The sequence below is a fragment of the Empedobacter stercoris genome, from assembly GCF_025244765.1.
GTDB lineage: Bacteria > Bacteroidota > Bacteroidia > Flavobacteriales > Weeksellaceae > Empedobacter > Empedobacter stercoris.
The window spans coordinates 1,358,280-1,376,376 of sequence record NZ_CP104209.1 but is presented as its reverse complement, the minus strand read 5'-3'; the positions used below and the strand labels follow the sequence as shown (position 1 = coordinate 1,376,376).

Below are 18,097 nucleotides of genomic sequence, written 5' to 3'. Positions count from 1 at the left end.
ATATATTACTTTTTAAAACAAAAAAACCACCTAAATAACTTTAGATGGTTTTTGAATTTATGTTAAGAACAATTTTATCCGTTCATCGAAATTAAAAATTCTTCGTTGCTACGAGTTGTTTTAATACGTTGATGCAAGAAATCCATCGCTTCAACAGGATTCATATCCGCCAACATATTTCTTAATACCCACATGCGTTGTTGAGTTTTATCGTCTAATAATAAATCATCTTTACGCGTAGAAGAACTTACTAAATCAATCGCAGGGAAAATACGTTTGTTCGAAATCTTACGATCCAATTGTAATTCCATGTTACCAGTTCCTTTAAATTCTTCGAAAATAACTTCATCCATTTTAGAACCTGTATCAATCAATGCAGTTGCAATAATTGTAAGAGAACCTCCATTCTCGATGTTACGAGCTGCTCCAAAGAAACGTTTTGGTTTGTGTAATGCATTGGCATCAACACCACCCGATAAAACTTTACCAGATGCAGGAGAAACCGTGTTGTAAGCACGAGCAAGACGCGTAATAGAATCTAAAAGTATTACGACATCATGTCCACATTCTACCATACGTTTTGCTTTTTCTAAAACAATGTTCGCAACTTTTACATGACGATTTGCTTCTTCATCAAACGTAGACGCAATAACCTCTCCGTTTACAGAACGTTTCATATCCGTTACCTCTTCTGGACGTTCATCGATTAATAAAACAATCAAATATACCTCTGGATGATTTTGAGCAATTCCGTTCGCAATATCTTTCAATAAGGTTGTTTTACCCGTTTTTGGTGGTGCCACAATCATCCCACGTTGACCTTTACCAATTGGTGTAAATAAATCAATTACGCGATTTGATAAAGATTTTGAATTACTAAGATTGAATTTCTCGTTAGGGAAAAGTGGAGTTAAATGCTCAAAAGCGATACGATCTCGTACATAATCTGGTGTTCGTCCGTTAATTTCTTTGATTTTAATTAAAGGAAAATATTTTTCACCTTCCTTTGGAGGGCGAACTTCTCCTGTAATTGTATCTCCCGTTTTTAATCCAAATAATCTAATTTGAGATTGAGAAACATAAACATCATCAGGAGATGATAAATAATTGAAATCTGACGAACGTAAAAAACCGTAATTGTTATCTGGTAAAATCTCTAAAACACCTTCTGTTTGGATAATTCCATCAAATTCATAATTCGCAGCGCGGTATTTATTTTTTTGATTTTGTTGGTTTGGGTGATTGTTTTGTTGAGATGGTTCGTTTTGATTACGTTGATCAGATGGATTGTTTCTCTTCTGATTGTTATTTTTTTTCAGGTCTTGGCTTTTGTTCGCTCGTTCCTGAAATTTATTAACACGAGGATTTTTCTCCTCATTTTTGTCTATTTCTTCTGAAGTATTATCCATCTTTTCGATTTTGACTTCTTCTTGAATAGTCTCTTTTTGATGAGTTTCTACTTCTGGATTTTGAACTCTTTTACGTTTCGGTTTCTTCTCTTCAACAAGAAGATTTTCGGTTTTCTCTTGTGCTTTTTCTTTTACAGCAGGTTTCGTTTCTGCTTTTGTTTTAACACTTTCCTCAACTTTTGGTTGAGTATTAATAAAAGCTAAGACAGTATCTAACAGCTCGCCTTTTTTTAATTTTTTATACCCATCGATTTTTAATTGCTCTGCAACTTGTTGTAAATCTGGTAATTTGAATGATTTTAATTTTTCGATATCAAACATAATCCTATAATGAAGGTATTAATGTGTTTATATTTTTTTTTATTCAATAAAGTAATTGGGAATCATAACAATAGAATTGTTACAAAGCGAATAAATTTGAGATTTATTAATGCAATAGTACGAATAATTATAAAAACTCAAAAAGTTTTTTTACATTTGTATTCGAAATTTAAGAAATGATTCAAAGAAAGCAAAGTATATATTTATTCTTAAGTGGAATAATTTCGAGTATATTCGCCATGAATTTTGATAAACTATTTGATATTCCATTACAATGGTTGCAAAATCCAGAGAAAGGAGATTACATTTTTTCATTAGCCTTTTTCTCATCAGCTTTAATTTCGTTTTTAACCATTATGTTTTTTAAAAAACGAAGCTTACAGATTAGCTTGGGATGGTTAAATATTATTTTGAATGTTTTATTAATTGGTTCTTTTGTTTACTGTCTATTAACATTACCTGGAGAAGGAAATTCTGAGAAAGGTATTTGGGCATTAGTTCCTTTAGCTTCGATTGTGCTTCTGTCAATTGCCAATCGTTTGATTAAGAAGGATGATGATCTTGTAAAATCAGTAGATAGATTCAGATAGACCAAAAACTTTTTATATTATGAGTGTCTAAAAGCAGTTTCAACGTGTTGAAACTGCTTTTTTCGTTTCTATTAATTACATTTTAATATAAAATAAAGAAGAATTTTACTTTTTTATTTTATTGACTGTTTAAAACAGGGGTGTCGAAGTGTTGTATTATATTAATTTTCGATTAACCCCTAAAAAATAGGGGGTAGTTTTATTTTGTGTTTATTTTTTATTTATTTTTGTACCATAAAACAACATAAATTATTTCTTTATGACATCATTTCGTTTTGAAGCTTTAAAAGCCGCAAGTAATCGTAAGCCGGTTAGCGTTCCTGATTTAGGTAAAAAATCAGATATTTTTGCAAGTAATGTATTTAATGACAAAGTAATGCGTCAGCATTTAACTTCGGAAGCATACAAAGCAGTACGTTCTGCAATGGATTATGGTACTAAAATTGACCGTAAAATGGCAGACTTTGTAGCTTTAGGTATGAAAGAATGGGCGATGAGTAAAGGAGTTACGCATTATACACATTGGTTTCAGCCTCTGACAGGAACTACAGCAGAAAAACATGATGCGTTTTTTGAAACCTCATTTGATGGAGCAGATCCAGTAGAAAAATTTAGTGGATCATTATTGGTTCAACAAGAGCCAGACGCATCTTCTTTTCCGAATGGAGGAATCAGAAATACCTTCGAAGCACGCGGGTATACAGCTTGGGATCCTACTTCTCCTGCATTTATTTTTGGAACAACATTGTGTATTCCTACCGTTTTTGTTTCGTATACAGGTGAAGCTTTAGATAATAAAGCCCCATTGTTAAGAGCACTTTTGTCTATAGATGAAGCGGCTACAGAGGTGGCGAAATTTTTTGATAAAAATGTAAAGAAAGTTACACCAACTTTGGGTTGGGAACAAGAATATTTCTTAATTGACGATGCTTTAGCAGCTTCTCGTCCTGATATTTTACAAACTGGTAGAACATTGTTAGGTCATGTTTCGGCTAAAGGACAGCAATTAGAGGATCATTACTTCGGATCGATTCCTGCTCGCGTGTTGAATTATATGCGCGATTTAGAGAACGAATGTATGTTGTTAGGAATTCCTGTCAAAACACGTCATAATGAAGTTGCTCCAAATCAATTTGAATTAGCGCCAATTTTTGAAGAAACAAATTTAGCGGTTGACCACAATTCATTATTAATGGATGTCATGCAAAAAGTAGCAGAGCGTCATCATTTTAAAGTGTTATTTCACGAAAAACCGTTCAAAGGTGTTAATGGATCTGGAAAACACAATAACTGGTCGTTGGCAACTGATACAGGAGTGAATTTATTAGCGCCAGGCAAAACGCCAAATAGTAATTTACAGTTCTTGACATTTTTTATTAATACAATAAAAGCGGTTTCAATTTATGAAGAATTATTACGTGCATCTATTGCATCAGCTTCTAATGATCATCGTTTAGGTGCAAATGAAGCGCCTCCTGCTATTATTTCAATTTTTATTGGTCAGCAATTGACAAAAGTATTGGAAGAATTAGAAGGTGTTTCGACAGGGAAGTTATCTCCAGAAGAAAAAACGGATCTAAAATTAAATGTCGTTGGGAAAATTCCAGATGTATTATTAGATAATACAGATCGTAATCGAACTTCTCCATTTGCATTTACAGGAAATAAATTTGAGTTTCGTGCGGTTGGTTCTACAGCAAACTGTGCAAACGCAATGACAACTTTGAATGCTATTGTTGCCAAACAATTGATGGATTTTAGAAAAGAAGTTGATACGTTGATTGAAAGCGGTTTGAAAAAAGATGAAGCAATTTTTAACGTTTTACGCGAATACATCAAAGAAACCAAACATATTCTTTTTGAAGGTGATGGATACAGTAAAGAATGGGAAGAAGAAGCGGTTCGTCGTGGATTATCAAATCATAAAACAACTCCAGCAGCTTTAAAAGCAAAAATTTCTCAAAAATCGTTGGATTTATTTGCGGAAGTAAATGTGATGAATCATACAGAAGTTGAGGCTCGTTACGAAATCGAATTAGAGGATTATATCAAGAAAATTCAGATAGAGGGACGTGTTTTAGGTGATATAGTAAGAAATCATATTATCCCAACTGTTTTTAAATATCAAAACTTGTTAATCAAAAATATTAAAGGATTCAAAGATATATTCGGAGACGACTATGAACAATATGCTGGAGAGCAATTAATTATTTTGAAGAAAATTTCGATGCACGTTAACGAATTAAATGCAAAATTACACTTGATGATGGATGCACGTAAGGAGGCAAATGTGGTGGAGTCTTTAGAAGAAAAAGCTCACGCTTATTGTGATAAAGTAAAACCTTATTATGACGAAATTCGTTACCATGCAGATAAGTTAGAGTTGATGGTGGATAACGAATATTGGGTTTTAACAAAATATAGAGAGTTATTGTTTACCCGATAATATTTTTAATGATATAATACAAAGCCGATGATTTTTCATCGGTTTTTTTGTTTAAACAAGTGATATATGTCATTTATTTTGAATTGTTATAAATTAAGCGTTTTGATAAGGCAATATTGTGTTTTATATTTTTTTTTCTATAAGTTTATAGTAACATTAATATTAATTAACACTTAAAATGAATTTTTTATGAAAAAAATTTTATGTTCTTTATTGACTTTATCGTCTCTTGCAACGCTATCAGCACAAATTTTTGAAGAAAATTTTGATGGGAATGGACCAGGTATTAGCGCATGGACAGTTATAGATAATGATAAGAATAAGCCTGCGTCTGCAGTGAATTTCATAACAAATGGATGGAATTCTATTGATCGACAAGGAAATAATGGAAATTATGGTGGACCTATGGGAAACTTTGCAGCAATGAGTACTTCATGGTACAGTCCAACAGGAACATCAGACGATTGGTTGATTTCACCAGTTATTGATCTTAAAGATGCTAAAGATCCTGTTTTAGAATGGAAAGCTAAAGCGCAAGACCCAGATTTTTCTGACGGTTATAAAGTCATGATTTCTACAGGAGGTAATGCAATAGCTGATTTTAAAACTGAAATATTAAGCGTGTCAGCTGAAGATAGTGATTGGAAAAAAAGAACTTTCAATTTAAAAGACTATGCAGGACAGCAAGTAAGAATAGCATTTGTTAATAACTCTACTGATATGTTTATGTTATTAATTGATGATATAAAGGTGACAGAATCTTCAGGAGGAGGTGATCCAGATCCAACAAGTGATGTTATTTGGTCAGATAATTTTGACGATGTAGATATTTCTGATTGGAAGTTATCAGATAAAGATGGAGACAAATTTAATTGGACAGCTGTTCAATCAACAGATGCATCAGGTAACCCTGTTGGCAGTCCATTAATTACTTCGGCATCTTATATTAATGATTATGGTCCTTTAACTCCAGATAACTGGATAACATCTCCAGAAATTGATTTAACAAATGTAGACGGTAAAGCAACTTTGAAATATGGAGTTTTTGCTTCTGATCCATTGTATAACAAAGAGAATTATGCCGTTTATATTTCTACAACTAACGATACTTCTAATGAATCAGATTTCAAACAGGTGTTTACCGAAAAAGACTTGCCTGGTACAGAAACTGAAAGATCAGTAGATTTAACAGAATTTGTAGGACAAAAAATCTATATTACATTCAGACACTTTAATGTATCAGATATGTACAGAATCAATATTGATAATGTATCCGTTGAAGGAAAATTGAAAACATTAGGAACATCAACTGTTAAATCAGATAAAGCTGTTAGTGTGTATCCAAATCCAGTTCAAGATTCATTCAAAGTAAACTTAGACTCAAATGCAGATAAATCTAAAGTAACTTTAGAATTATTTAATCTAAATGGAGCTAAAGTTAAAACATTTAAACACGCAGATTCATACGATATTTCATCTTTACCAAAAGGAGTTTATATTTTAGAAATTAATAATGGCACAAGCAAAGTTGTGAAAAAATTAGTTAAAAAATAATTTTTAACTAAGATTAGAATACAAAACCGATGATTTTTCATCGGTTTTTTTTATTCAAATTTTCTGAATCACTTGAGTTATTGTATCTTTGCAATCCAATAAAAGTATATGGCAGATTTAGGTCTATTAGATAAATTAAGAGCAATTAAACAACGATTTGATGAGGTGGCAGATTTGATCATCCAACCTGATATCGTGACAGATCAAGCTCGTTATGCAAAATTAAACAAAGAATATTCTGATTTAAGAGATTTCGTAGAGATTCAAAAAGTATACGAAGGATACTTAAATGCGATTGAAGAAGCAGACGAAATCATTAATGACGGTTCTGATGCAGAAATGGTTGAATTAGCTAAAATCGAAAAAGATGAAGCAATCAATGCAATTCCTGCAATGGAAGAAGAGATCAAAATGATGTTGATTCCAAAAGATCCAGAAGATGATAAAAACGTTATCGTTGAATTGCGTTCTGGTACAGGAGGAGATGAAGCAGCAATTTTCGTAGAAGACATTTACCGTATGTATTCGATGTATTTTAAAGAAAGAGGATGGAAACATGAAGTTTTGAATACTTCTGATGCATCTGGAAAAGGATACAAAGAGTTGGTGATGCAAGTGGAAGGGAATGCAGTTTATGGAACGATGAAATACGAATCAGGAGTTCATCGTGTACAACGTGTTCCAGAAACAGAATCTCAGGGACGTGTGCATACTTCGGCGATTACTGTTGCGGTTTTACCAGAAGCCGAAGAAGTGGATGTGGTGATTAATCCAGCAGATTTAGAATATCAAACAGCTCGTTCGTCTGGTGCGGGAGGACAAAATGTAAATAAGGTTGAAACGAAAGTTCAATTAACACACAAACCTTCAGGTATCGTAATTGTTTGTCAAGAAGCGCGTTCGCAACATAAAAACCGCGAGAAGGCATTGCAATTGTTACGTACAAAATTGTATGAAATAGAATTCGAGAAAAAACATTCAGAGCGTTCGGCTCAACGTAAATCTTTAGTGTCAACTGGAGACCGTTCGGCTAAAATTCGTACATACAACTATCCGCAGGGACGTGTAACGGATCACCGTATCAATAAGTCGATTTACAATTTGGATAACTTTATGAATGGAGATATTCAAGAAATGATTGATGCGTTGAAAGTGGCAGAAAATGCAGAAAAATTGAAAGGATCAGAAGAAGATTTCTAATATTCATCTGATTAATATAATAAACAAAAATCCATCTCAATGACTGAGATGGATTTTTGTTTATTATAAACCTATAGATACACCCATAAAAGGTTGAAATCCGCTAGAGAATATACTTTCATTTTCTTTGTATAATACGTTATACATAACACCTGCTTGAAATCTTACAGGTCCAGAAGATTGATAACCAGCACCTAACCATAAAGCAGATTCATCTAAATTTGTTTCGTAATTATAGTTATAACGTTCGTTATACTTTTGTTTCCCTGTGTAGTACATATAGTTGGCTCTAAGAAAAAGATTTTCGACTGGAAAAAAGTTAACATAAGGTCCAGCATTAAATAAATTCAATTTAGCATAATCGTCTTTTGCATATTGATAACCGGCTGTAGCACCAAGTTCTAAATTGTTAGCAATCATGTAACCAACACTTGGAGAAACATTGAAACCAAAATAACCATTATTACCAAAAGATAATCCAAGACCACCACCAAATCGCCAATTGTTATTAAATGGTTGGTTTTGATTTATTTGAGCATAAATAGTACTGCTTAGGGTTAAAGAAATGATAAATAAGAGTAACTTTTTCATAGAAATTTAATTAATATTTAACGTTTAAAAATGGCTATAATTGAAAAAACCACTATAAATTTGTCCTATCAAAAATAATAATTCTGTTTTTCAATAAACATCATTATTAATTTTAATTGTAACGAGTCGTTCATAGTTTTTTATTATAAAAGAATAGATATTAGGTTTAATAAATCTATAATTTATTGCTTTTCTGGTTTTATCTTTGCAGTAGTAAAGTTAATCAAAATAGACAATATAAAAATTTAAACAAATGAAATTATTATCGCCAGAAAAAAAACAAAAAATCGCTGATATTTTAATTAAATTATTAGCAGACGAGCATATTTTATATTTAAAAACAAGAAATGCACATTGGAATATTGAAGGTCCAGATTTTCAAACCATACATGTGTATTTTGAAACGTTATATAACGAGTTACAAATTGTCATAGACGATGTTGCGGAAAAAATACGTCAAAAAGATGTATACGCACCAGCAACAATGGCAGAGTATTTGCAGTTAGCTCATTTGTCAGAGGCAAGAAAAACAGAAAACAAAGATAGTTTAAGTTTTATTGCTGATTTGCTACACGACCACGAAGTGATTATAAACTTTTTGGCAGAAGCTGTAGTAGAAATTGATGAGTTCAACGATATTTCAACTTCGGATTTCTTAGTTGGTTTATTAGAACAACATCAAAAAACTGCTTGGATGCTTAGATCGCATCTTAAATAAAGTGAACATTATTTTACTTCATAAGTTTTTAGTGTTAATTCATATTAGTGTTAATTAGGTTGAGCCTTGGATTTTCCAAGGCTTCAGCTTTTTATAAAGGTTTATATTTTAACCCTTTACTTCTTTTACTTCTGCATCTAACGCATTTGTTTTTACAGAAGCTATTCCATTTTTAGCACCAGATTCTGTTTCGTAAGATTGGCTTGTTCCAATAATTTGTCCGTTCACAGCTTTCAAATTGAAATGCCATTTTCCAGAAGTTTCTTCTTTCAATTCAAATTTAGAATCATCTTGCGAATTTTTACGGACTGATTCGATTCCGTTTTCGCAACTTGCTTTTTGTTTGTACCCTTCGCTTGCCAAAATATTTTGTCCGTTTTTAGCTTTTAAACGAAAACGATATTCTCCTGCTTTGTCTTGATAAATTTCAAACATAATAAATAGATATCTAATGGTTTATGATGAATATAAATGTATAAAATTTATTTGATAGTTTGAATGATGAAAAATAGGTTCAATAAAAAAATCCTGAAATTAATTTTCAGGATTTCAAATTTTTATTCGATTCTCTTCAAATTGTCAACATTGTTTTTATGAACATATAGCGGTATGTGTTCGATTACAACGTCATTTTTCTCAAGTCCAAAAGATTTCGGTATGTTAAATTCTATTTTCTTTAAAATGTAATATATTTTTAAAGTAAAGAATTCTTTCATGCTTAGTTTGGTTTCAATTGAAGGGAATTTTTCAATTAATACAAATTTCATGTCAGGATCTTGATTGTATTTTTTTAGACAAGGATTCAAGTATTTTAATTCCAATTCTCCATTTGCATACATATCATTGATTACTTTTTTGATATATTGTTCTGTTTTGGGTTGAACTCTAAATCCAATATTAAACGTAATTCGATATATTTTTTGCTCAACAATTGGCAGAATTTTATAATTTAATGTATAAGGTTCGCTATCACGATTAATGTTGACAAACCAATATACATCTGCACGTTTTGGTCGCTTTGATAGGATAGATTGAATACTGTATTTTTCAATGTTTTTTGGATTGGTAGATTTGGTTAAATAAAACAAGAAAGTCGAATATTTGTTTATGGTTTTGTCTTCGCTTAATTCTGTTAATACATTGGCATATCGCTTTATTTTGACAAATTCGAGGTTGCGTGAATTGAGAATTTTACCATAAAAACTACAATACATAATCACGAAGAACAACCATCCCATTAACAGGGCTAAATAGCCACCATCTACAAATTTTACGACATTCGCGATAAAGAAAGAGCTTTCGATAGCGACAAAAATGGATAAAATAGCAACTATAAATAGTTTGTTGAATTTGGTGTAATAATTTAGATAATACGATAACAAAAAAGTAGTCATTAACATGGTAATGGTAATTGCAAGTCCATAAGCGGCTTCCATGTGAGAAGAGTCTCGGAAATATAAGACAATAAATACACAACCTGCCCACAATAAGAAGTTGATTGTAGGAATGTAAACCTGACTTTTGTGTTCGTTAGGTTGAATAATCAATGTTCTTGGCCAATAACCTAAGTTAATTGCTTCGTTGATCAAGGTAAATGAACCTGTGATTAAAGCTTGAGAAGCAATAATAGCTGCACCAGTAGCAATACAAATTCCAGGAATTAGAAACCATTCTGGCATCATTTCGTAAAAAGGATTTCGTCCGTCTAACATTGGATTATCTTGATGCATCAACCATGCTGCTTGACCTAAGTAATTTGTAACTAAACAGATTTTAACGTAAATCCAACTGATTCTGATGTTTTTTCGACCACAATGACCTAAATCTGAGTATAAGGCTTCTGCTCCAGTTGTACACAAGAAAACGGCTCCAAGTATCCAAAATCCATGAGGATAATTCATTAAAAGATTGTAAGCGTAGTAAGGATTTAAAGCCTTAATAATACTTGGATGATGTACGATGTGTAAAACTCCTAACCCCAAAAGCATCGTAAACCATAAAACCATAAATGGTCCAAATATTTTACCTACTTTATTTGTTCCAAATCGTTGGAAGAAAAATAACATCGAAAGGATAAAGATAACAATAGGAATAGTAGGGAGGTGTTCTAAACCATTTAGCATCCGAAGTCCTTCTACAGCGGAAGAGACGGAAACGGGTGGAGTGATTATACCGTCTGCAAGTAATGCAGAAGCGCCAATAATCGTTGGAATAATTAAGTTTTTACCTTTTTTCTTGATCAGCGAATACAACGAAAAAATTCCTCCTTCACCATCATTATCTGCTTTTAGTGTCAACCATACATATTTGATCGAAGTCTGAAAACATAAAGTCCAAAAAACACACGAAACGCCTCCGTAGACAATTGCTTCATCAATTACACGATTTTCTCCAATTATCGCTTTCATTACATATAAAGGACTTGTTCCAATGTCACCGTAAATGATTCCAAATGCGATTAATAGAGTTGCCGCTGTTACTTTATTCATTGTATGGTTTGATTCCATAAGCAATATTTTAAAATTTCTACGAATGTATGCTGTTGAAAAGAGATTTTACAATCTTATTTATTTATAATACAAAAGCTACTTTATATTTATTTTCGATTTTAATCATAGCGTATTTTTACACCAATTCTTTTCTTTTGGTTAATTATGAATAAATTTAAGTATTATTTATTCATAGTATTTATTTTTAAGGGATTATTTTAAACTAATATCTTGCTGAAAATTAATAAATTGTAATGAATTGTATTTAGATAAATTAATTTTTAAAACTTTGTTATGCTTGCATAATAAAAAAAGATTATATTTGTTAGACATACACTAAAATATGTTAAGAGAAGATTTAACGATAGATTATTTATTGCGTTCAACATGGCTTTCTGTACAAAAAATGTATAACGAGCAAGCAGGAGCTTACGATTCCACTATGGTGTATGCTTTTACATTATTATCAATAGATCCAAAGGGAGGTACGCCAAGTACATCTTTAGGGCCTAAAATGGGAATAGAGCCAACGAGCTTATCACGTACATTGAAAAACTTAGAAGCAAGAAAATTTATCGTCAGAAAACCAAATCCAGAAGATGGTCGAAGTGTTTTAATCACATTGACAGAGGAAGGTTTACGAATGAGAGACATTTCAAAACATTTTGTTTTGCAGTTTAATGAATCAATTAATAATCACATCGATCCAGAAAAAATGCAAATTTTCTTGGAAGTGATTTATAAGATTAACCAATTAATATCGGACAAAAAAATATTTAAAAACAATTATGAGAAGACACGTTAAACATGTAACTGTATTAGGATCAGGAGTAATGGGGTCTGGTATTGCATGTCATTTTGCAAATATCGGAGTCGAAGTCTTGATGTTAGATATGGTTCCTCGCGAGCTTACACCACAAGAGCAAGCGAAAGGACTTACTTTAGAGAGTAAAGTAGTTCGTAACAGAACTGCTCAAACTCATTTAGACGCTGCTTTAAAAAGCAATCCTTCACCAATTTATGACAAAGCATTTGCTTCTCGTATAACCGTAGGAAATTTTGATGATGATTTCGAGAAAATTAAAAACTCGGATTGGGTAATAGAAGTTGTGATCGAAAGATTGGATATTAAACAATCTATTTTCGAACGTGTCGACAACTTCCGAAAACCAGGAACTTTAGTGACGTCGAATACTTCTGGTATTCCAATTCATTTGATGGCGGAAGGTCGTTCGGAAGATTTTCAGAAACATTTCTGTGGAACGCACTTTTTTAATCCACCACGTTACTTAAAATTATTCGAAATTATTCCAACTCCTCAAACAGATCAATCTGTTATTGAGTTTTTCCAAAATTATGCATCTTTATTTTTAGGTAAAACACCTGTTTTATGTAAAGATACACCAGGTTTTATCGGGAATAGAGTGGGAGTTTACTCTATGGCAAAAGTGATGGAATTGGCGCAAGAAATCGGATTAACGATTGAAGAAGTTGATACGTTAACAGGTTCTATTTTGGGTCGTCCAAAAACGGGGACATTCAAATTGGGTGATTTGGTTGGTTTGGATACTGCATATAATGTAACAAAAGGTTTACAGCAAAATGCAGCAAACGATGAAATGATTCAAGGTCTGAAAGATTCAAAATTCTTGAATTTCTTAATCGAAAAAAAATTCTTAGGCGATAAAACCAAAAAAGGATTCTATTACAAAGAGATTGACAAAGACGGAAACACGAATCGTTTTGCGTTAAATCTTGATACGTTAGAATATCGTCCGATGGAACGTGCAAAAGTTACAGCTGTAGAAACTGCTAAAAATGCGGGTTCTATGCGTAATAAATTAGGTATTTTATTGAAAGACTCAGGAAAAGCAGGAGAATTAATCCGTAAACATTTTGCGTCATTATTTGCTTATGTTTCGCAACGTGTTCCAGAAATAACCGATGTTCTTTATCCAATAGATGATGCGTTAAAAACTGGTTACGCTTGGAAATATGGACCATTCGAAACATGGGATTTAGTAGGTTTACAAAGCGGAATTCAATTAGTAGAATCAGAAGGTTTCAAGGTTTCGGATTGGGTAAAAGAATTGGCAGAAACTGGAGCGGATTCTTTCTATAAAATTGAAAATGGAAAGAAATTATTCTATAATCAATCTTCAAAACAATTCGAATTAATTCCTGGTCAAGATGCATTTATCGTATTGGATAACATTAGAAAAACCAACGAAATTTGGTCAAACAAAGAATGTTCAATTCAAGATTTAGGTGATGGTATCATTAATATCGAATTCCGTTCTAAAATGAATTCTCTTGGAGGAGGAGTTTTACAAGGAATTAATAAAGGAATCGAGTTAGCTGAAAAAGATTATCGTGGAGTTGTGATTGGTAACCAAGGCGACAATTTCTCTGTTGGAGCTAATTTAGCAATGATTATGATGATGGCTGCTGAGCAAGATTGGTGGGAGTTGAACATGGCAATCAAAATGTTTCAAGATACCATGATGCGTGTTCGTTATTCATCTATTCCAGTCGTTGTTGCTCCTCATGGAATGACACTTGGTGGAGGTTGTGAAATGTCGATGCATGCCGATAAAATTGTAGCTGCTGCCGAAACTTACATTGGTTTGGTTGAGGTTGGAGTTGGTCTGATCCCAGGTGGTGGAGGTTCAAAAGAATTTGCGCGCCGTGCAACAGAATTTGCATTGAAAGATGATGTAAAAGTAAATCATTTGCGTGATAATTTCATGAATATCGCAACTGCTAAAGTAGCAACTTCAGCTTATGAAGCGAAGAATATGGGAATTATTCGTGAGCAAGATATTGTTGTGGTAAATGCAGAACGCCAAATTGCAGAAGCGAAGAAGCATGCAATTATTATGGCAGAAGCAGGTTACACACAACCAATTCAACGTAAAGTAGAAGTGTTAGGAAAAGAAGCGATGGGAATGTTCTATGTCGGAACAGATTCTATGGTTGCTGGACGTTTTGCTTCAGATCACGATCGTTTGATTGCAAATAAATTAGGATATGTAATGACAGGTGGTAACTTATCTGAATCGACTTATGTTTCAGAACAGTACTTGTTAGACTTAGAACGCGAAACTTTCTTATCACTTTGTGGCGAAAGAAAAACGTTAGAGCGTATCCAACATATGTTGAAAACAGGTAAACCTTTAAGAAACTAGTATTTTGATTTTTGTATTAAGTAAAATGTAAAAAGTATTAAGATGAATAACTATAAAGATTTACTTGTTTGGCAAAAATCAATTGATTATACAATTTATGTTTATTCAATTTTGAAATCTTTTCCTAAGGAAGAAATATATAGTTTGACATCACAAATAAAAAGAAGTTTAATATCAATTCCTTCGAATATAGCAGAAGGAGCTGGTAGAAATAGTAAAAAAGAATTTAATCAATTTTTATCTATTGCTTTAGCTTCGAGTTTTGAATTAGAAACTCAATTAATTATTGCATTAAAACTTAATTATATTGAAAATGATGAATGTTTGAAAGAATTGAATCATATACAAAATATGATAGCTAAGTTAAAAAAGTCACTTAATACATAATACAACAATACATAATACTTTTAATAAAATGAAACAAGCATATATAGTTACAGGATATAGAACAGCTGTAGGAAAAGCACCAAAAGGAACATTACGTTTTACGCGTCCAGATGAAATGGCTGCTACAGTAATTAAGCGTTTAATGCAAGATTATCCAACTTTAGATCCAGCACGTATCGATGATTTGATCGTAGGCTGTGCGATGCCCGAGGCAGAACAAGGATTGAATATGGCACGTCTTATCTCGTTAATGGGATTAGATACAGATAAAGTTCCAGGTGTTACAGTAAATCGTTATTGTGCATCAGGTTCGGAAGCAATTGCATTAGCAGCTGCTAAAATTAGAACAGGAATGGCAGAATGTATCATCGCAGGTGGTGCAGAATCGATGTCGTATATTCCGATGGGAGGTTACAAACCAATTCCAGAAACAGCTTTAGCAAAAGATCATCCAGATTATTATTGGGGAATGGGATTAACGGCTGAAGAAGTTGCGAAGGAATTTAAAGTTTCTCGCGAAGACCAAGATTTGTTTGCATTCAATTCGCATCAAAAAGCGTTAAAAGCAAATGCCGAAGGAAAATTTACTTCTCAAATCGTTCCAATAGGAGTTGAATACAACTTCTTAGATGATAAAGAAAAAGTTCAAACCAAGAAAATAGATTTCAAAGTGGACGAAGGTCCTCGCGCTGATACGTCTATTGAAGGTTTAGCAAAGTTACGCCCTGTATTTGCACAAGGAGGATCGGTTACTGCTGGTAACTCTTCGCAAATGTCAGACGGAGCTGCTTTCGTAATGGTAATGTCAGAAGATATGGTAAAAGAATTAGGTCTTGAGCCAGTTGCTCGTTTAATGGCGTATTCTACGGTTGGCTTAGCACCACGTATTATGGGAATGGGACCAATGTTCGCTATTCCGAAAGCGTTGGAACAAGCAGGTCTTAAACAAGAAGATATCCAATTAATTGAATTGAATGAAGCGTTCGCTTCGCAATCTGTTGCGATAATGCGCGAGTTGAATCTGAATCCTGATATTGTTAATGTAAATGGAGGTGCAATTGCTTTAGGGCATCCATTGGGATGTTCTGGAACAAAATTAACCGTTCAATTGTTACATGAAATGGAAGCGCGTAAAGCCAAATATGGAATGGTTACCATGTGTGTTGGAACAGGTCAAGGGGCAGCTTCAATTTTCGAATACCTAAAATAAAACACAGAATTGAGAGGTTAGATTATAGATTTCTGATTTATCTAACTTCTCATTTCTAAAATCTAATATCTAAAACAACAAAAAAATATGTCTACAAATCCAAATAGATTAATAGGAGGTCAATACTTAATTAAAGATGCCTCTTTTAACGACATCTTCACTTACGAAGATTTATCAGAAGAACAACAAATGATTTTGCAATCAGCAAAAGAATTTATCGATAAAGAAGTAGTTCCGAATAAACACAAAATCGAGAAAAAAGATTATGCGTTAATTGAAGAATTAATGCGTAAAATTGGTGAATTAGGATTATTAGGAATTTCTGTTCCAGAAGAATATGGCGGAATGGGAATGGGATTCGTTACAACAATGTTAGTTTGCGATTACATTTCTGGAGCGACAGGGTCTTTAGCAACAGCTTTCGGTGCACATACCGGAATTGGTACAATGCCAATCACTTTATACGGAACAGAAGAGCAAAAACAAAAATATTTACCAAAATTAGCAACAGGAGAATGGTTTGCTTCATATTGTTTAACTGAGCCAGAAGCAGGTTCTGATGCAAATTCGGGAAAAACAAAAGCTGTTCTTTCTGAAGATGGAAAAGAATACATCATCACAGGTCAAAAAATGTGGATTACAAATGCTGGTTTTGCAGATTTATTCATTGTTTTTGCACGTATCGATGAGGATAAAAACATCACTGCTTTCATCGTAGAAAAAGATAAAGCGGGTGCTGGTTTTTCTTTAGGAGAAGAAGAAGATAAATTAGGAATTGTATCTTCATCAACTCGTCAAGTTTTCTTTAATGAAGTTCGTGTTCCAGTTGAAAATCTTTTAGGAGAAAGAAACGGAGGATTTAAAATCGCAATGAATGCATTGAATGTTGGTCGTATCAAATTAGGAGCGGCATGTTTAGATGCTCAACGTCGTATTTTAGATTATTCTTTACAATATGCAGCAGAACGTAAACAGTTCAATACATCAATCAATACATTTGGAGCAATCAAAGAAAAATTAGCTGATATGGCTGTTTCTGCGTTTACTTCAGAAGCGGGTGCTTATCGCGCGGCAAAAGATGTAGAAGATGCAATCGAAGATAATATTGCGAAAGGAATGCCACATAACGAAGCCGAGCTAAAAGGTATCGAAGAATATGCAATTGAAGCTTCTATTTTGAAAGTTTGGATTTCTGATGCAGCTCAAGTTTCTGCCGATCAAGGAATTCAGATTTACGGAGGAATGGGGTATTCGAAAGAAATGCCAATGGAAGCAGCTTGGAGAGATGCGCGTATCTCAAGAATTTACGAAGGAACAAACGAAATCAATACCTTATTATGTATTTCGATGTTGGTGAAACGTGCATTCAAAGGAAAATTAGATTTAATGTCTCCAGCAATGAATGTGGCGAACGAATTAATGTCTATTCCATCGTTTGATGTTCCAGATTATTCAGAATTATTTGCACAAGAAAAAGAAATTATTTCTAATCTTAAGAAAGCTTTCTTTATGGTTGCAGGTTCTGCTTTACAAAAATTTGGAGCTGAATTAGAACAACACCAACAATTGATTATTGCTGCTTCGCGTATCATGCAAGAAATTTATATGGTAGAATCTGCGATGTTACGTGCAGAAAAAATTGCAAATACAAAAGGTGCTGACGCTGCGAAAAATGCAGAAAAATTAGTTCAATTACAGTTATTCAAATCTGTTGAGATTATCAAATCAGAAGCAACTCGCGGAATTATTTCTTTCACAGAAGGAGATGAGCAACGTATGATGTTATCAGGTTTAAGAAGGTTTACGCGTTACAACGAATATCCAAACATAGTGAACTTAAAAACTGAAATCGCAGATCTTTTAATCAAAGAAAATAAATACACGTTCTAATACTATTTTAAAGTTAAATTATCTAAAGCAGTCAATTTTGACTGCTTTTTTTATATTTAATAGCTTGAATATTAATTTGGTATATCGTTTGATGAATATAAGTC

Annotated in this window: 14 protein-coding genes; 10 read left to right on the top strand and 4 right to left on the bottom strand. The window is 32.9% G+C overall.

Annotation, left to right across the window (positions count from 1 at the left end; all coding sequences use genetic code 11):
• Nucleotides 1-74: 74 nt before the first annotated feature.
• The gene (gene rho, locus NZD85_RS06470) at nucleotides 75-1,730 is read right to left on the bottom strand and encodes a transcription termination factor Rho (protein ID WP_260544344.1); all 1,656 of its coding nucleotides are present in this window, start codon (nucleotides 1,728-1,730) and stop codon (nucleotides 75-77) included.
• 176 nt (nucleotides 1,731-1,906) lie between these two features.
• On the opposite strand from rho, the gene NZD85_RS06465 reads away from it, so the two are divergent.
• The 4 genes from NZD85_RS06465 to prfA all read left to right on the top strand — a co-directional run bounded on the left by NZD85_RS06465 (nucleotide 1,907) and on the right by prfA (nucleotide 7,520).
• Nucleotides 1,907-2,320, top strand: a complete 414-nt coding sequence (locus NZD85_RS06465) for a DUF4293 domain-containing protein (RefSeq protein WP_171623190.1) — start codon at nucleotides 1,907-1,909, stop codon at nucleotides 2,318-2,320.
• Between the two features lie 259 nt (nucleotides 2,321-2,579).
• A complete protein-coding gene (locus tag NZD85_RS06460; protein ID WP_171623191.1) occupies nucleotides 2,580-4,766 on the top strand; it encodes a glutamine synthetase III family protein in 2,187 nt (728 codons plus the stop codon).
• Nucleotides 4,767-4,955: 189 nt separating this feature from the next.
• Nucleotides 4,956-6,320 carry a T9SS-dependent choice-of-anchor J family protein gene (locus NZD85_RS06455; protein ID WP_260544340.1) on the top strand — a complete coding sequence of 455 codons (1,365 nt, stop codon included), beginning with the start codon at nucleotides 4,956-4,958 and terminating at the stop codon, nucleotides 6,318-6,320.
• 108 nt (nucleotides 6,321-6,428) lie between these two features.
• Nucleotides 6,429-7,520: a peptide chain release factor 1 gene (prfA, locus tag NZD85_RS06450; protein ID WP_171623193.1), complete on the top strand. Its 1,092-nt coding sequence runs from the start codon at nucleotides 6,429-6,431 to the stop codon at nucleotides 7,518-7,520.
• A 63-nt stretch (nucleotides 7,521-7,583) separates the two neighbouring features.
• On the opposite strand, the gene NZD85_RS06445 is transcribed toward prfA, so the two are convergent.
• Complete coding sequence (locus tag NZD85_RS06445; RefSeq protein WP_171623194.1) at nucleotides 7,584-8,111, bottom strand: hypothetical protein; 528 nt, start codon at nucleotides 8,109-8,111, stop codon at nucleotides 7,584-7,586.
• A gap of 253 nt (nucleotides 8,112-8,364) precedes the next feature.
• Between NZD85_RS06445 and NZD85_RS06440 the strand changes: the two genes are divergently transcribed.
• A complete protein-coding gene (locus NZD85_RS06440) occupies nucleotides 8,365-8,829 on the top strand; it encodes a Dps family protein (protein WP_171623195.1) in 465 nt (154 codons plus the stop codon).
• A 108-nt stretch (nucleotides 8,830-8,937) separates the two neighbouring features.
• On the opposite strand, the gene NZD85_RS06435 is transcribed toward NZD85_RS06440, so the two are convergent.
• Entirely contained in the window at nucleotides 8,938-9,264 is a 327-nt protein-coding gene (locus tag NZD85_RS06435) for a YegP family protein (RefSeq protein ID WP_260544336.1), read from the bottom strand.
• A 122-nt stretch (nucleotides 9,265-9,386) separates the two neighbouring features.
• Nucleotides 9,387-11,336 (bottom strand): KUP/HAK/KT family potassium transporter, encoded by a 1,950-nt coding sequence (locus NZD85_RS06430; RefSeq protein ID WP_260544334.1) that lies wholly within the window; start codon nucleotides 11,334-11,336, stop codon nucleotides 9,387-9,389.
• 325 nt (nucleotides 11,337-11,661) lie between these two features.
• Between NZD85_RS06430 and NZD85_RS06425 the strand changes: the two genes are divergently transcribed.
• From NZD85_RS06425 to NZD85_RS06405, 5 genes are all read left to right on the top strand, one after another.
• The gene (locus NZD85_RS06425; protein WP_171623198.1) at nucleotides 11,662-12,123 is read left to right on the top strand and encodes a MarR family winged helix-turn-helix transcriptional regulator; all 462 of its coding nucleotides are present in this window, start codon (nucleotides 11,662-11,664) and stop codon (nucleotides 12,121-12,123) included.
• Nucleotides 12,107-14,506: a 3-hydroxyacyl-CoA dehydrogenase/enoyl-CoA hydratase family protein gene (locus tag NZD85_RS06420; RefSeq protein WP_260544330.1), complete on the top strand. Its 2,400-nt coding sequence runs from the start codon at nucleotides 12,107-12,109 to the stop codon at nucleotides 14,504-14,506. Before NZD85_RS06425 ends, NZD85_RS06420 begins: the two co-directional genes overlap by 17 nt.
• 42 nt (nucleotides 14,507-14,548) lie before the next feature.
• Nucleotides 14,549-14,893 carry a four helix bundle protein gene (locus NZD85_RS06415; protein WP_171623200.1) on the top strand — a complete coding sequence of 115 codons (345 nt, stop codon included), beginning with the start codon at nucleotides 14,549-14,551 and terminating at the stop codon, nucleotides 14,891-14,893.
• A 28-nt stretch (nucleotides 14,894-14,921) separates the two neighbouring features.
• Nucleotides 14,922-16,103 carry an acetyl-CoA C-acyltransferase gene (locus NZD85_RS06410; RefSeq protein ID WP_171623201.1) on the top strand — a complete coding sequence of 394 codons (1,182 nt, stop codon included), beginning with the start codon at nucleotides 14,922-14,924 and terminating at the stop codon, nucleotides 16,101-16,103.
• Between the two features lie 87 nt (nucleotides 16,104-16,190).
• On the top strand, nucleotides 16,191-17,993 hold the full coding sequence (locus tag NZD85_RS06405) for an acyl-CoA dehydrogenase family protein (protein WP_260544323.1): 1,803 nt from the start codon (nucleotides 16,191-16,193) through the stop codon (nucleotides 17,991-17,993).
• Nucleotides 17,994-18,097: the final 104 nt, after the last annotated feature.

Coding starts and splice junctions, on each gene's coding strand:
- NZD85_RS06405 (WP_260544323.1), top strand. CDS start 16,191: ATGTCTACAAATCCAAATAGATTAATAGGAGGTCAATACTTAATTAAA.
- NZD85_RS06425 (WP_171623198.1), top strand. CDS start 11,662: ATGTTAAGAGAAGATTTAACGATAGATTATTTATTGCGTTCAACATGG.
- NZD85_RS06465 (WP_171623190.1), top strand. CDS start 1,907: ATGATTCAAAGAAAGCAAAGTATATATTTATTCTTAAGTGGAATAATT.
- prfA (WP_171623193.1), top strand. CDS start 6,429: ATGGCAGATTTAGGTCTATTAGATAAATTAAGAGCAATTAAACAACGA.
- NZD85_RS06435 (WP_260544336.1), bottom strand. CDS start 9,264: ATGTTTGAAATTTATCAAGACAAAGCAGGAGAATATCGTTTTCGTTTA.
- NZD85_RS06460 (WP_171623191.1), top strand. CDS start 2,580: ATGACATCATTTCGTTTTGAAGCTTTAAAAGCCGCAAGTAATCGTAAG.
- rho (WP_260544344.1), bottom strand. CDS start 1,730: ATGTTTGATATCGAAAAATTAAAATCATTCAAATTACCAGATTTACAA.
- NZD85_RS06430 (WP_260544334.1), bottom strand. CDS start 11,336: ATGGAATCAAACCATACAATGAATAAAGTAACAGCGGCAACTCTATTA.
- NZD85_RS06455 (WP_260544340.1), top strand. CDS start 4,956: ATGAAAAAAATTTTATGTTCTTTATTGACTTTATCGTCTCTTGCAACG.
- NZD85_RS06440 (WP_171623195.1), top strand. CDS start 8,365: ATGAAATTATTATCGCCAGAAAAAAAACAAAAAATCGCTGATATTTTA.
- NZD85_RS06420 (WP_260544330.1), top strand. CDS start 12,107: ATGAGAAGACACGTTAAACATGTAACTGTATTAGGATCAGGAGTAATG.
- NZD85_RS06410 (WP_171623201.1), top strand. CDS start 14,922: ATGAAACAAGCATATATAGTTACAGGATATAGAACAGCTGTAGGAAAA.
- NZD85_RS06445 (WP_171623194.1), bottom strand. CDS start 8,111: ATGAAAAAGTTACTCTTATTTATCATTTCTTTAACCCTAAGCAGTACT.
- NZD85_RS06415 (WP_171623200.1), top strand. CDS start 14,549: ATGAATAACTATAAAGATTTACTTGTTTGGCAAAAATCAATTGATTAT.